Origin of the sequence: Verrucosispora sp. SN26_14.1 (genome assembly GCF_004307965.1) — a bacterium.
Taxonomy (GTDB): Bacteria; Actinomycetota; Actinomycetes; order Mycobacteriales; family Micromonosporaceae; genus Micromonospora.
In genome coordinates, this window is the sequence record NZ_SISL01000002.1 from 56,901 (window position 1) to 70,575 (window position 13,675).

Below are 13,675 nucleotides of genomic sequence, written 5' to 3' on the forward strand. Positions count from 1 at the left end.
GACACGGTGCGGAACCGTTCATTGCCCGGGTGCCATTCAGCAGCAAGGCCCGCGGCGGCCTGGGCGACCAGCCGCCGTTTCGACGTCGCCGCCAGATCATGCACGGGTGCGGCGGCAACGCGACCACCCGCTACAACTTCCGCAACGACACCACCAACCGGGCCGCGGACTGGTTCCTCGATGCCTCCGCTCAGCGGAGGCGGCCCGCCTGCCCGGCCAGTGCGGCCATGACCGCGTCCAGCGACAGGTCTGTGGCGCTGGTGAGTAGGAGGTCCGCAGCCGTGAAGCGGGCGTGGTCCGGATGCGGGTTCGGCACCGCCACGCAGTGTTCGAGCCTTCGGGTGCACTTCGCGATCAGGGCCGTAACCAGCGAAAATGTCGGTAGCGGCCTCGGCTGTTCCGGGATGCCCCGTGATCGCGGGGTTCAGGCCAGGAGAATCTCGCGCATCCGTGCGCCCAGGTTGATTCCGCCGACGGTGCGGGGCCCGGCCGGATCGTGGACGTCGAGGGTGTTGTTGCGGCGCATCATCTCGCGGACCGGAGGCGGTAGCCGGGGCGGGTCGTCGATGGCCGCGAGGATCTGACCAGCGGTCGAGATCAGTCGGTCGGCCAGGGATGCGGCATCGGTGTCCACCCGTACCTGGCCGTGCTCCATGGCGACGGTGGTGAGGTCGAGTACCTCGAACACGTGGGCCAGGAGCGGGAGCGGGTCGGTCACCTTGTCGAGCCGGGACGCGTGGCTGCCGACGACCTCGACGGCGGCGGCCACCTGAGCGTACGGGTGGAGCCCGCACGGCAGCGTGAACAACGGCCACCGCAGCGCCGGGCCGGCCTCCTTCCACAGCGGCCGGTAGTTCCGGCGATGCACCAGGAGCCTGCGACCTGTGCGTCGGTACACGTCGTGGGCTTGGGCCTGCAGGTGCGTGTGGGCCTCGTTGGCGGCCTCGCTCACCATCCGGGCCGCCACCACCAGGCCGTCGTCGTCGTCCAGCGTCCGGGTGATCGCTTCGACCTGTTCCGGGAAGCGGGCCTGCGAGCCGGCGCCGTACCGGTGCCGCACGTCCCGCAGCAGCGTCTGCTGCCGCTCTGGATCGAGCTGGACTCGCCTGCTACCCAGCAATTGCCGGAGCCAACGCATCTCGCCTCGTTTCAGCCGCTGCGGACCGCGGCAATGCTAGTGCGTCGGACCCTCTTCGGATCGTGTGGGGGGTCTGCCCGGTCCTCCACCGTAATGCCGGTGCACGCGTACCCGGCGACAGGGCGACCAGTACTGGCGGCGTCCTCGCCCGTACACGGTGGAGTGAACTGCCCGGCTTCGGTGGAGATCAGAAACGGGTGCTCCGATGGGGTGGCGGGTCCACTGCGTCCCGCCACCCCATCGGAGCGACTTGCCGAGCCTGGTTGGTCGTGTGCGAGCGGCTGGCGTCGGCCGGGCAGATGCCGGTCGGGGCCGAGCGTCAGGCGAGGTGTCGAGCGAGCGATTCGCCTTCGACGTCGAAGGTCGGCACGACCTTCTGCATCCAGCGGGGCATCCACCAGATGCGCCGGCCGAGGATGAGCATGACGGCCGGAACGATCAGCATGCGGACCAGGAAGGCGTCGACCAGGACGCCGATGGCGAGGGCGAAGCCGATGGTCTTGAGGATGATGTCGTCGGTGAGGGTGAAGCCCGCGAAGACGCCGACCATGATGAGCGCGGCGGCGGCCACCACGCGGGCGCTGTGGGTGAAGCCGTCGATCACCGCCTGGCGCGCCGGGGTGCCGTGGACGTACGCCTCCCGCATGCGGGTGACGAGGAAGACCTCGTAGTCCATGGCGAGGCCGAACAGGATGCCGGTGAGCAGGATCGGCAGCAGGAACAGCACCGGCCCCTCGGTGTCGAGACCGACGAGTTCGTTGAGCCAGCCCCACTGGAAGACCGCGACGGTCGCTCCGAGGGAGACGCCCACGGAGAAGAGGAAGCCGAGCGCCGCCTTGACCGGTACCCAGATCGAGCGGAACACGGCGATGAGCAGGATGAGTGCCAGCCCCACCACGACGGCGAGATAGAGCGGGAACACCTCGGTCAGTTCGTTGGAGATGTCGACGCCGACGGCGGTGACGCCGGTGACCAGGGCGCGGGCTCCGGTCTGGTCGGGCAGGTCGGAGAGCGTGGCCCGGATGTCGGCGACGAGGTCCTTGGTCGACTGGTCCGACGGTCCGGACTGGGGGATCACCGTGAGGGTCACGTACTGCGTCGTGCCGAGCTGCTGCATGAAGGCCTGCTGGGCTTCGGGGCTGTCGCTGGTGATGGCCGGGATCACGGCGATGATGTTGGAGTCGTCCTCCGCCGCCAGCGTCTGGAGCCTCTCGGTGGCGGTCCCGACTGCGGCGGCCGGGTCGGTGGCCTGCGCGGTGTCGATGACGATGAGCAGCGGCCCGTTGGCGCCCGCGCCGAAGTTCTCGTCGATGAGGTCGTAGGCGACGCGTACATCGCTGCCTGCGGGTTTGGTGCTGTCGTCCGGAAGCGCGAGTTGCAGGGAGGCCACCGGGATGGAGGCCACGGCGGCGACGGCGACGCCGACGATGAGCGCGGGCCAGCGGAGGCGGGCGAGACCTTCGACCCAACGGCGACCGAGGGTACGTGACGTGCGGGAACTCTGGTCGCTGCCGGTGTCCTCGGTGGCGGCGGCGAGCTGCTTCTTCACGACGCGGGCACCGGCGAAACCGAGCAGTGCGGGCAGCAGGGTCAGCGCGATGAGTACGGCGAGCGCGACGGTGAACGCGGCACCCAGCCCCATCTCGGTGAGGAATCCGATGCCGCAGAGGGCGAGGCCGACGAGGGCGATGACGACGGTGAGGCCGGCGAAGACCACGGCGGAGCCTGCGGTGCCGACGGCGCGGCCGATCGCCTCCTCCAGCGGGCGTCCCTGGCGGACCTCGGCCTGGTAGCGGGAGAGGATGAACAGCGCGTAGTCGATGCCGACCGCCAGCCCGAGCATCGTGCCGAGCGCGGGGGTGGTGGTGCTCAGATCGACGAAGCCGGTGAGAGCGGCGATGGAGGCGGCACCGATTCCGACGCCCACCAGCGCGGTCAGCAGCGGCATCCCGGCCGCGACGAGCGACCCGAGGGTGAGGGCCAGCACGACGAAGGCGATGGCGATGCCGATCAGTTCGGCGATGGCGCCACCGATCTCCACACCGAGTACGTCTCCGCCGACGGTGGCGGTCAGTCCGGCCCGCTCGGCGACGTCGCGGGCGGCTTCCAGCGCCTCCCGGTCCGAGGTGGTCAGGTCGACCGCGCTGCGGGCGTAGCTGACCGAGGCGAAACCGGTCCGCCCGTCCTCGGAGACGGCCCCTGCCTCGAACGGGCCGACGATCGACCTGACGTTCTCGGTCCTGAGCGCGGCGAGCGAGTCGGACACGGCCTGCTGGTTGGCCGGGTCGGCCAGCGTCTCGCCGTCCGGGGCCTGGAACACCACCCGCGCCGTCGCGCCGTTCGGCACGGCGTCGGGGTCGCGCTCCCTGATCAGGTCGAACGCCTGCGTCGACTCGATGCCGGACAACTCGAAGCTGTCATTCGTCTTGCCCGACAGGGTCGTCGCTCCGAGCGCCACGGTGAGGAGCAGCAGGGCCCAGATTCCCGCCACGGTCCAGCGGCGTCGGAACGACCAGCGTCCGAGCCTGAACAAGTGCCATGCCATGCCGTCTCCTCCTGCGTCTCGGTGAACAGGTCCCGCGTGGGCACCTCGCCCGGCTCCCGCCGACGAAGCGCGACCTCACGGCCTGTCGTGCCGCAGACGCTAGCACGAAAATATCCGACTGGATATTTTCGTGGTGGTGGTCATAGGATCGGGCAGGCGGCGCACCATGCCGACCGCCGATCGCTCTGGAGGTGGGCCATGACCGACCCGGAAAAGCGGGACCGCCCGAAGCGGGGGCCGTACGCCAAGGGGCTCGCGCGGCGGCAGCAGATCATCGACGAGGTGCTGGCGGTCTACGACCGGCTGGGATACGAGGGCACCTCACTGCGCGCCATCGGTGAGGCGATCGGCGTGACGCATCCGGTGCTCAAGCACCACTTCGGCACCCGCGAGCAGCTCTTCATCGAGGTGCTGCGGGAACACGACCGCCGCTTCCTCGAGACCGCGTACGACGGGGACGCCAGCTTCGTCGACCTCATCCACCAGTCGGCCGAGCACAGCATGCGCGTACCCGGGCTGATGTCGTTGCTGAACAGCATGGTGGCCCACGCCCTGGAGGCCGGAAACGAACACTCGCGCGCCCACTTCTCCGAGCGGTACGCCGACCTGCGCGAGCAAATCACGGGCCTGCTCGCCGAAGGCCAGGAGGCCGGGGTCGTACGCACAGACATCCCCCTGGACCAGGCGGCCTCGCTCGTCCTCGCGGCGGCCGACGGCCTCAGCACCCAGTGGCTGCTCGACGGGAGCGCCGACATCAAGAGCGGCCTGCTGCTGCTGCAGCGCCTCCTCGCGCCGCCGGACCAGCAGGTGGCAGAGACCGATGGCTAGGCGACAGCAGGACTAATCGGTGGCCTCTCCACCCGGTTGCGGCCTATGTTTCAGCGAGACCGTCTTCCTGTGCCCCCTCCGAGAGGACATCACCCCGCGTGACCCCGCCCGCTCTGTAGACCTGACACCGCTCCGCGCATCGGTCGCCGACCTCGTCGTCGGCTCTCTTTCCGTGCCTTTCGTCAGGTCTTCAGAGGGATCATGTCTACGCGTCCTCTCATCGTGCCGTCCGCCATCGGTCTACCTATCCGGCTTTCGCCGCCGCCTCCCGATGGTCACTGTCAGTCCGACAACGCCGCCGCCCTCGTCATTCATGGCCTTCCCGAACCGCTGATCGTGCGGTGGCGCCGGGGAGAGCGGCAGAGGTTCACTCGTCCGGTGCGAAGCCGTCGCCGCGGGCCCGAGCCGGGGCGGGAGATGCAGTGGCCTCGCCCCGGGCTGCATCACGCCTCGGTCCGCGCGTGGTCGCGGGTTGCCGAACGTGACCGATGGCCGGGACCGTTGCGGTTCCGGCGCCGGAGGTGAACGCGTCCACCGGTCGATCCGGCCGTGGCGTTCGCCGGGGCTGCGACCGTATCGGGCGCTGGTCTGCGCCGCATCGTCGGTCCTGACTTCGGGAACAAGCGTCCCTATCGGAGCCTCATCGCGCTCCGGTAGGGACGGCGCACCCGTCTGTGGCTACGTCTTGTGATCGCTCTTTACACCGAACGTCCTCGATGCCTACTGTTCGTGCATCGACTGGCTTGATCACGGGGGTGTCAGGTGGCTGGTGGCCGCACGGGTGCGTCTCGGCGTTGGTGGACAGTGGGGTTGACGCTGGCACTGGTGTCGTCGCCGCTGGCAGCGCCCACCTCAGCCGGGGCGGCAGCGTCCACCTCGATCGAGGCGCCACCGCCACCGGCGGCGGTGACCTCCAGCGACTACCTCAGCGACGGTGCGCCGCGCGGCGGCGTCGGCCTGCCCGGCACGTTCGAGGTGATCCCGCCGACGACCCGCGCACACGAGGTGAAGGAGTACGCCTACAGCCTCGAATCCGGTGTGGTGAGCGCAGCGGAGACTGTCGCGGCGCGGTCGACGGACCACGGCGCATCGATCACGGTGGCACCACGGCATGACGGCATCAATGTGCTCCACGTCTGGTCGAAGAGTCATGCGGGTCGGATCTCCACGATGGTGACGTACATGTTCTTCGTCCGAGCCGACTCCGGTCCCGCCGCCCGCTGGACGTTCGAGGAGACGGGCGCCGCCGCGACCGATGTCTCCGGCCACGGCAACGCCCTGACACTCGGTGAGCCTGCGGTCCGGGTCGCCGGCCGGTCCGGGGTGGGCACCGCGCTGTCGCTGCCGGGCACGACTGCGGCGACCAGGACCGCAGCGCTCCACACGCCGCACCCCTTCACCGGTGCGTCGACCCCGATGAGGACCGACGCGAGTTTCACCGTCGCCGCCTGGGCCAGGATCAGCTCGACGTCGGGTGGCGACGTGCAGACCGTGGTGAGCGCGAGCGGCTCGCGGACGTCCGCGTACCACCTCGGCTATGCCGGCGGTGACCAGCGCTGGCGCTTCTCCATGGCGGCCGCCGACACCGACGACGCGGCCCTGCACAGCGTGCTGTCCGACGCGGCACCGACGGTGGACAGGTGGACGCATCTTGCCGGCGTCTACGACGCGAGCACCAAGACGATGACCCTGTACGTCAACGGTGTCGCCCAGGCCGCGACCACGACCCTGGTCGGCGGGTTCGACGCCACCGCAGAGGTGGCGGTCGGCAAACGCAGGTGGAACGGTGGCGACGACGGCTTCTTCACAGGTCTCGTCGACGACGTACGGGTGTACACCTCCGTCGAGACCTCGACGGAGCTGGCGAAGCTGGCCGTGCCGCTGCCGCCGACGGTCACGTTCCCGCACGGCAGCGAGGTCACCGGGGGTGGACAGATCACCGTACGGTTCGACGCACGCGGAGACACGAACGTCATCGCCTTCCGGTACAGCATGGGCGACGCCGGCCTCGGTAGCACGGTGAATGCCGCCACGCCGGGCGGCACGGCCACCGTCACCCTCGACGTCGGCGACACCAGGGGTTCCCGCCCGGTCTACGCGGCGGCGGTCGCCGACGGAAACCGGGTGAGTGACAAGAACGACGGTGAGTTCACCGTGAGGCCGGCGACGAGCCTGTCCGGGAACGTGTGGAACGAATACTTCCTGCCGTCGGCGGGGGCGGTGGTCCAGTTGCAGCCCGGCGGATACCAGGCCACCTCCGCCGCCGACGGCAGCTACGCCCTGACCGGCGTGCCGCCGGGGGTCTACACCGTCACCGCGACCTTCGGCGGTGAGTGCGGCCTGTCGCACAGCGCCCTGCTCGAAATAGATGGCCAGGGCTTGACGTTCGACTTCTTCCTCGGCGATTTCGGCGACGACCCGGGCGACGCCTGTCCCGAGTAGTGCAGCGCATCCTCAGATCTGGTTCTCGCCGCCGTCGACGTACAGGTTGGCGCCGAGCATGAAGCTGCTGTCGGCGGAGGCGAGGAAGGCCACTGCGGCAGCGATCTCCTCGGTGCGTCCCATGCGTCCGATGGCGATCCGGGCCGCCTCGTTTGCCTTGAAGGCCGTCGCGTTCTCCTCGCCGACGAGTTCGGTGATGCCGGAGGTGTCGATCGGGCCGGGTGAGATGGCGTTCACCCGGATGCCGCGTGCCTTGAGTTCGTTGGCCCAGATGCGGGTGAAGGTCCGCAGGGCCGCCTTGGAGGCCGCGTACGCGCCGAAGCCCGCAGTGCCGCGATCGGCGGCGGTGGAGGCGTTGATGATCACCGAGGCGCCGTGGTTCAGCACCGGGAGCGCCTTCTGCACGGTGAAGAGGGTGCCCTTGACGTTGACCCCGAAGATCTGGTCGAGGTCCCGCTCGGTGATCGTCTCGATGGTCGCGAACGAGGCCGTGGCCGCGTTGGCGAAGAGGACGTCCAGTCCGCGACCGTGGGCCGCGACCCTGTCGTAGAGCCGGTCCAGGTCGGCCGGGACGGTGATGTCGCCGGGTACGGCCGTCACGCCCGCGCCGATGGTCTGCACCGCCTCGTCCAACTCGGCCTCGCGTCGGCCGGTGATGAACACGTGCGCACCCTCGGCCACCAGTCGGGCAGCGGTGGCCCGGCCGATCCCCCGGGTGCCGCCTCCCGTGACGACGGCGGTCTTGCCTTTCAGCCTACGCATTTCTGACCTCCCCAAACTTCCGCACCGATCGGTACGGAACTAGACCGTAGCACTTCTGAACCGATCGGTGCACAAGGGGTAGGATGGTCGTGTGGAGAAGGTGCAACAGGGTCGGCCGCGCGGGTTCGACGCCGAGGCGGCACTTCAGAAGGCCATGACGGTCTTCTGGAAGCAGGGCTACGAAGGAGCCAGCCTGGCCGACCTGACCGAGGCGATGGGCATCTCCCGCACCAGCATGTACGCGGCCTTCGGCAACAAGGAGCAGCTCTTTCACCTGGCCCTGCAACGCTACGAGGAAGGTCCCGGCGCCTACGTCGTCCAGGCGCTGGGAGCACCCACCGCCCGCGAGGTGGCGACCGCTTTCCTCACCGGTTCGGTTCAGGCCAACACCCGGCCCGGATGCCCCGCCGGCTGCCTGGGCGTCCAGGGCGCACTGGTCGTCGGCGAGACCGGTCAGGTCGCGCGCGACACCCTGGCCGCCTGGCGCGCCCGAGGTCAGCAGCACCTCCGCGACCGGTTCCAGCTGGCCGTCGAGAAGGGGGATCTGCCCGCCGACGCCGACCCGGACCTGATCGCCCGATTCGTCATGACGATCGCGAACGGAATGGCCGTGCAGGCGGCGGGCGGCGCGACACGCGAGGACCTCCAACGCGTGGCCGACGCCGCCCTACGGCACTGGCCGCCGACCTGAGAGGTGGGTAGATCTGTTGTCGCCCCAACGACAACAGATCTACCCACCTCCCTTGCGCATCCGGCGCTGCGGGCAGGAGTGATGAGTTGTCGGGCCCGCGCCCGTCATACCTATGTCAGGATGCGGCGAGGCATGAGGATGGCGTGATGGGCGAGCAGGTCATGAGTGGTCTGGGCGAGGTCGACGAGTCGGCGTTCTCGGGGCTGGCGGAACGGCACCGGCGAGAACTGCACGTGCACTGCTACCGGATGCTGGGGTCTTTCGAGGACGCCGAGGACACCGTGCAGGAGACGTTCCTGCGAGCCTGGCGTCGGCGGGAGACATTCGAGGGACGGTCCACGTTCCGGGCCTGGCTGTACCGGATCGCCACTCACGCCTGCCTGGACCTGCTCGCCAAGCGCCGCCCCGAACCGGCGACCGGCGGCGAGGTGCTCTGGTTGCAGCCCTACCCGGACCGGCTGCTCGACGAGTTGACCACCGGCGACGCGGACGAGCCGGAGGCGGTCGCCGTCGCGCGGGAGACGATCGAGCTGGCGTACCTGGTCGCGGTCCAGCATCTCGCGCCGCGCCCACGGGCGGTGCTGATCCTGCGCGACGTGCTCGGCTGGCCGGCGAAGGACGTGGCGGAACTCCTGGGGGACTCGGTCAACTCCGTGAACAGCGCGTTGCAGCGGGCCCGCGCCGGCATGCGGGAGCACCTGCCCGCCGAGCGCCAGGACTGGACCGGCGGTGAGGAGGACGCCGGGACCCGTGAGCTGGTACGCCGCTACACCGACGCCAGTGTGGCCACGGACATCGGTGGGCTCACCGCGCTGCTGCGGGAGGACGTCCGCTGCTCGATGCCGCCCACCCCGGGCCTGTTCGTCGGTCGTGACCCGGTGGTGAAGGACTGGGTCGACAACGGCTTCGAGAACATGACGAACCTGCGTGGCATCCCCACCAGGGTCAACCGGCAGCCCGCCGTCGCCTTCTACCACCGGCGAGAGGGTGCAAGCGCGTACCTGCCGCTGACCATCGACGTCCTGCGCATCAGCGGCGGCGCGATCACCGAGATCATCACGTTCCACGCCGACCAGTTCCCCCGGCTCGGTGTGCCGACGTCGCTGCCGGCGGACGACACCGAGCAGTCCCGGGCCTGATCCGACGAGGAACGAGAGGAGGAACGACATGAGCAGCACACATGACGCCGATGTCGTCGCCGGTCCGGCAGCGGACCGCCCCCGCCGTACCCGTCGATTCGGCCGACTCGTCGGCATCGGTCTTGTCGCCGCGCTCGCGGCGATGGTCGTGACCACCCTCGCCGCCGCACTCGCCCGGGTGGTGGGTGTTGACTTCGCGCTCCCCGAGGGGGGCGAGGCGATCCCGTTGGGCGGCTTCACGGTGGTGACCGGGTTCTTCTCGGTCGTGGGCGTCGTCATCGCCGTCGCCCTGCTCCGCTGGAGCGCCCGTCCCGCCCTACGTTTCGTGTGGACCACGGTGGCCCTGACTGTGGTCTCGATGATCCCGCCGTTCCTGGCCGGCGGAAACGTCGCGACCATCGCCGCCCTCCTCGGGCTGCACGTCGTCCCTGCGGCGGTGATGATCCCCGTCCTCACACGAGAACTCCGGCGTCATGAGAGCCGGCCGTAAGGGCGGGTAGCGCGTTCTTCCTGGGAGTACTGGGACCAGGCTGTCGCCGGACCGGATACCTACCGTGGTCGACATGGCGAATTCGAGACTCGGGGGCCTGTTCAGCGCGACCTGCGGCGTCCTGTTGCTCGTGGGTTGCTCCGCCGAGGCGGGCAGTGGTGGTGCCGCTTCCGACGGCGCGACGCCGTACTCGGCGACTGCCGCACCGACTGCGACGCCGTCCGCTGTGACGCCACCGGCGGGGACCAGTGACGTGTCGCCGCACCCGTACGTCGGGATGTGGGTGACGGCCGACGGCCACATCCGGCAGATGCTGCTGCCGAACGGCCGGTACGACGAGGCCCGGGGCGAGCGGGAGAGCGCCTACACGGGTTCCTACCAGGTCGTCGGGACCCGGATCGAGTACGTCGACGACACCGGTTTCAGCGCGGACGGCACCTTCGACGGGGACGTTCTGCACCACGCGGGATACGTCTTCTATCGCGAGGGCAGCGACGCTCACCGGCAAGCGAGGACGGACGGATAGGGGCCAGGTTGGGTTCGCCGCTCAGCGGAGCCAGCGGCTGACGGCCAGGGTGCCCAGCAGCCGCAGTGCCTCGGCGCTGCGGCTGTGCGGCTCCGCGCGGTACACGATCAACTGCTGGCCGGGCGCGTCCCGTACGTCGAACGCGTGGTACGACAGCGTCAGCTCGCCCACCGCGCTGTGCCGGAACGTCTTCGCCTCGTGCGTCTTGCCCTGCACGTCGTGCCGCCCCCACAACCTGCGGAACTCTGGGCTCGCGGTACCCATCTCCTCGACCAGCTCCCGCGCCCGCCGGTCGTGCGGGTCGTGGCCGAGGGCCAGACGCAGGTTCGCCACACACGCCTCGGCGGTACGACGCCAGTCGGCGAAGAACGTCGTGCCGGCAGGGTCGAGGAAGGCCATCCGGACGAGGTTGTCCGCCTCGGCGAAGTCCGCGTAGAACGCGTCGGCCAGCGCGTTGCCGGCCAGCAGGTCGAGTCGCCGGTCGATGACCACGGCCGGGGTGTCCGGCCAGGCGTCGAGTAGTTCCCGCAGGCTCTGCCCGACCTGCGGTCGGGCGGGGGTCGGCGTACTGCCAGGTGCGAGCCCGGCCAGCCGGAAGAGATGGTCGTGGGCGTCCGGCCCGAGGTCGAGCGCCCGGGCCACGGCGGCCAGCACCGACGAGGACGGGTTGCGCTCCCGGCCCTGTTCGAGCCGGGTGTAGTAGTCGACGCTCACCCCGGCCAGCACCGCGACCTCTTCGCGCCGCAGCCCGGCGACGCGCCGGGTCCCACTGGAGACCAGGCCGACGTCGCCCGGGGTCAACCGGGCGCGTCGGGCGGTGAGGAACGCCCCCAGCGCGGTCGTCGGCATGCCACCAACGGTAACCGCGCGGCCTCCGACCAGGCAGGGTGCGGCACACCCTGGTTCGCTCCGGCCTGGCTGCCGACTCCGCCTCCGGTGACGGTGGGAGCACGAACCCCAACCCCAGGAGGTACGCCATGAGCAGCCCCATGCTCGACGAGGCGGTACTGGCGGAGATCGCCGGGAACACCGGTGACCAGCACCGTCCACTGATGTTCGTCAACGCCGCCATCCACACGCTCGACCCGGTGATCGGTGACTTCGCCACGGCTGACCTGTTGGTCGGTACGAACGAGATCGTCGCGGTCGGCACCGGCCTGCACACCGCCGCCGAGGACGACGGCGCGATCGTCATCGACTGCACCGGCCTGGCCATCGTGCCCGCCGTCGTCGACGGTGTCGCTGTCGCCGGCCTGCGTGCTCGTCCGGCCGACCGGGTCGGCGCGCTCACCCCCGGAAACCCGGCCACCTTCGCCCTGATCGCCGGCCCGACCTCCGGCCGGTCCGTGCTGGAGATGATCGTCTGGCGTCCGGAACAGGCCGCCGCGATCGTCGTCGACGGCGAGATCGCGCTGGCCAACGGTCACCGACTCACGCCCGCTCCGGTCGAGCCGGACTCGGGACCACGATCGGTCGAGAGCCCCTACCTGGGCATGTGGATCGACGAGACCGGTTTCCTGCACCAGGAACTCACCGCCGACGGCCGGTACGACGAGACGCGGGGCGGTCGGCCGCACGCGTACCAGGGGGCGTTCTGGATCGACGGCGACCGGATCGTCTACCGCGACGACCTGGGCTTCTGGGCGTACGGCCGGTTCGTCGACGGGGTGCTGTACCACGCCGGATACGTCCTGCGCCGCCGTTGATCACCGACTACGAGGGGGAGAGTCCGATGATGTTGTTCAGCGGCGGCACGGTCGTCACCATGGACCCGGCGATCGGCGACCTGGAATCCGGTGACGTGCTGGTCCGCGAGGACCGGATCGTCGCGGTCGGCCCGGACCTGCGGTCGCACCCGGAGGCGGTGGGCGCGACCGTCGTCGACACGACCGGCCGGATCGTCAGCCCCGGATTCGTCGACACCCATCGGCACGCCTGGCAGGCGCAGATGCGCCGCAGCATCCCGGACGTGACCGACCTGGGGGCGTACGTGATGTCGACGCTGGCCGGGATCGCGCCCGCGTACACCCCGCACGACATGTACGTCGGCACCCGGCTCGCCGCGCTCACCGCCCTCGACGCCGGCATCACCACGATGCTCGACTTCTCGCACAACTCCCGTACGGCGGCGCACTCGGACGCGGCGATCCAGGCGCTTGTCGACACCGGCATCCGGGGCGTACACGCGTCGATGGGACCGCACTTCGGTGAGTGGGACCGCCAGTGGCCTGGCGACCTGGCCCGGCTGTGCGGGGCGTACCAGGCGACGAACGGCGGCCTGGTGACGCTGCGCCTGGCGGCGTTGGCCACCGACGAGATCGCCGGTCCGGCCCTGGCCTACGGGCCGGAGCTGGCGGCCGTCGCCCGCGATCTCGACCTCGGTGTCAGCGTGGACGCGGTGTTCGGCGTGCCGTCGTCGGCGGCGATCCTGCGCTGGGCCGCCGACGGGCTGCTCGGCCCCGACCTGACCCTGATCCACGCCACCGGCCTCACCCCGCAGGCGTGGCAGGCGATGGGCGACGCCGGAGTCACCGTGTCGCTGGCGCCGACCTCCGAGGCGCAGATCGGCCTGGAGACGGCGGTACCCGCGATCGACGAGGCGCTGGCCGTCGGCATCCGACCCGGACTCAGCATCGATGTGGAGGTGGCGCTGGCCAGCGACATGTTCACCCAGATGCGTACCCTGCACGCCATCCAGCGGATGCGCGCGGTGAACGACGCGTACGGCACGGACACCACGCTGGACCGGATCACCACCCGGGACGTGCTGGACTTCGCCACCGCGCAGGGCGCCCGGACCAACGGACTCGGTGACGTCACCGGTTCGCTGACCCCCGGCAAGCAGGCGGACCTGCTGGTCGTCGCCGCCGACGCCGTCAACACGATGCCGCTCAACGACGCGGTCGGCACGCTGGTGCTCGGTGCCGACGCCCGCAACATCGAGACCGTCCTGGTCGCCGGCCAGGTGCGCAAGCGGAACGGTCAGCTCGTCGGCGTGAACCTGGACGACCTGCGCCGCCAGGTGACCGAGTCCCGCGACGCGATCCGCAAGACCGTGGCCAACGCCTGACCCCGCGTCTCACCCGCCCCCGCCCGCCCTGCCCGCCCCTGCCC

13 protein-coding genes are annotated in these 13,675 nt (G+C 70.3%); 8 read left to right on the top strand and 5 right to left on the bottom strand.

Annotated features, from left to right (window positions below; all coding sequences use genetic code 11):
* Positions 1–190 precede the first annotated feature (190 nt).
* From EYA84_RS33815 to EYA84_RS00525, 3 genes are all read right to left on the bottom strand, one after another.
* Positions 191–316: a hypothetical protein gene (locus EYA84_RS33815; RefSeq protein ID WP_255446584.1), complete on the bottom strand. Its 126-nt coding sequence runs from the start codon at positions 314–316 to the stop codon at positions 191–193.
* A gap of 108 nt (positions 317–424) precedes the next feature.
* Positions 425–1,138, bottom strand: coding sequence for a hypothetical protein (locus tag EYA84_RS00520; protein ID WP_131050968.1), 714 nt, complete (start codon positions 1,136–1,138; stop codon positions 425–427).
* A gap of 319 nt (positions 1,139–1,457) precedes the next feature.
* Positions 1,458–3,683, bottom strand: coding sequence for an MMPL family transporter (locus EYA84_RS00525; RefSeq protein ID WP_131050970.1), 2,226 nt, complete (start codon positions 3,681–3,683; stop codon positions 1,458–1,460).
* A 198-nt stretch (positions 3,684–3,881) separates the two neighbouring features.
* Here EYA84_RS00525 and EYA84_RS00530 point away from each other — a divergent pair, with 198 nt between their 5' ends.
* Positions 3,882–4,511 (top strand): TetR/AcrR family transcriptional regulator, encoded by a 630-nt coding sequence (locus EYA84_RS00530; RefSeq protein ID WP_131050972.1) that lies wholly within the window; start codon positions 3,882–3,884, stop codon positions 4,509–4,511.
* 825 nt (positions 4,512–5,336) lie between these two features.
* Positions 5,337–6,953: a LamG-like jellyroll fold domain-containing protein gene (locus EYA84_RS00535; RefSeq protein WP_236145515.1), complete on the top strand. Its 1,617-nt coding sequence runs from the start codon at positions 5,337–5,339 to the stop codon at positions 6,951–6,953.
* 12 nt (positions 6,954–6,965) lie between these two features.
* Here the strand turns inward: EYA84_RS00535 and EYA84_RS00540 are convergent, their stop codons facing one another.
* On the bottom strand, positions 6,966–7,715 hold the full coding sequence (locus tag EYA84_RS00540) for an SDR family NAD(P)-dependent oxidoreductase (RefSeq protein WP_131050974.1): 750 nt from the start codon (positions 7,713–7,715) through the stop codon (positions 6,966–6,968).
* A gap of 91 nt (positions 7,716–7,806) precedes the next feature.
* Here EYA84_RS00540 and EYA84_RS00545 point away from each other — a divergent pair, with 91 nt between their 5' ends.
* The 4 genes from EYA84_RS00545 (at position 7,807) to EYA84_RS00560 (ending at position 10,561) form a co-directional block, all read left to right on the top strand.
* Positions 7,807–8,406 carry a TetR/AcrR family transcriptional regulator gene (locus EYA84_RS00545; RefSeq protein ID WP_236145516.1) on the top strand — a complete coding sequence of 200 codons (600 nt, stop codon included), beginning with the start codon at positions 7,807–7,809 and terminating at the stop codon, positions 8,404–8,406.
* A 146-nt stretch (positions 8,407–8,552) separates the two neighbouring features.
* Positions 8,553–9,545, top strand: a complete 993-nt coding sequence (locus tag EYA84_RS00550) for an RNA polymerase subunit sigma-70 (RefSeq protein ID WP_131050975.1) — start codon at positions 8,553–8,555, stop codon at positions 9,543–9,545.
* 28 nt (positions 9,546–9,573) lie between these two features.
* On the top strand, positions 9,574–10,035 hold the full coding sequence (locus tag EYA84_RS00555) for a DUF6069 family protein (RefSeq protein WP_131050976.1): 462 nt from the start codon (positions 9,574–9,576) through the stop codon (positions 10,033–10,035).
* Positions 10,036–10,108: 73 nt separating this feature from the next.
* Entirely contained in the window at positions 10,109–10,561 is a 453-nt protein-coding gene (locus EYA84_RS00560; RefSeq protein ID WP_131050978.1) for an Atu4866 domain-containing protein, read from the top strand.
* 21 nt (positions 10,562–10,582) lie between these two features.
* On the opposite strand, the gene EYA84_RS00565 is transcribed toward EYA84_RS00560, so the two are convergent.
* A complete protein-coding gene (locus EYA84_RS00565) occupies positions 10,583–11,410 on the bottom strand; it encodes a helix-turn-helix domain-containing protein (protein WP_131050980.1) in 828 nt (275 codons plus the stop codon).
* Positions 11,411–11,538: 128 nt separating this feature from the next.
* On the opposite strand from EYA84_RS00565, the gene EYA84_RS00570 reads away from it, so the two are divergent.
* Entirely contained in the window at positions 11,539–12,267 is a 729-nt protein-coding gene (locus EYA84_RS00570) for an Atu4866 domain-containing protein (RefSeq protein WP_131050982.1), read from the top strand.
* Between the two features lie 26 nt (positions 12,268–12,293).
* Positions 12,294–13,631, top strand: coding sequence for an amidohydrolase family protein (locus EYA84_RS00575; protein ID WP_131050984.1), 1,338 nt, complete (start codon positions 12,294–12,296; stop codon positions 13,629–13,631).
* Positions 13,632–13,675 lie beyond the last annotated feature (44 nt).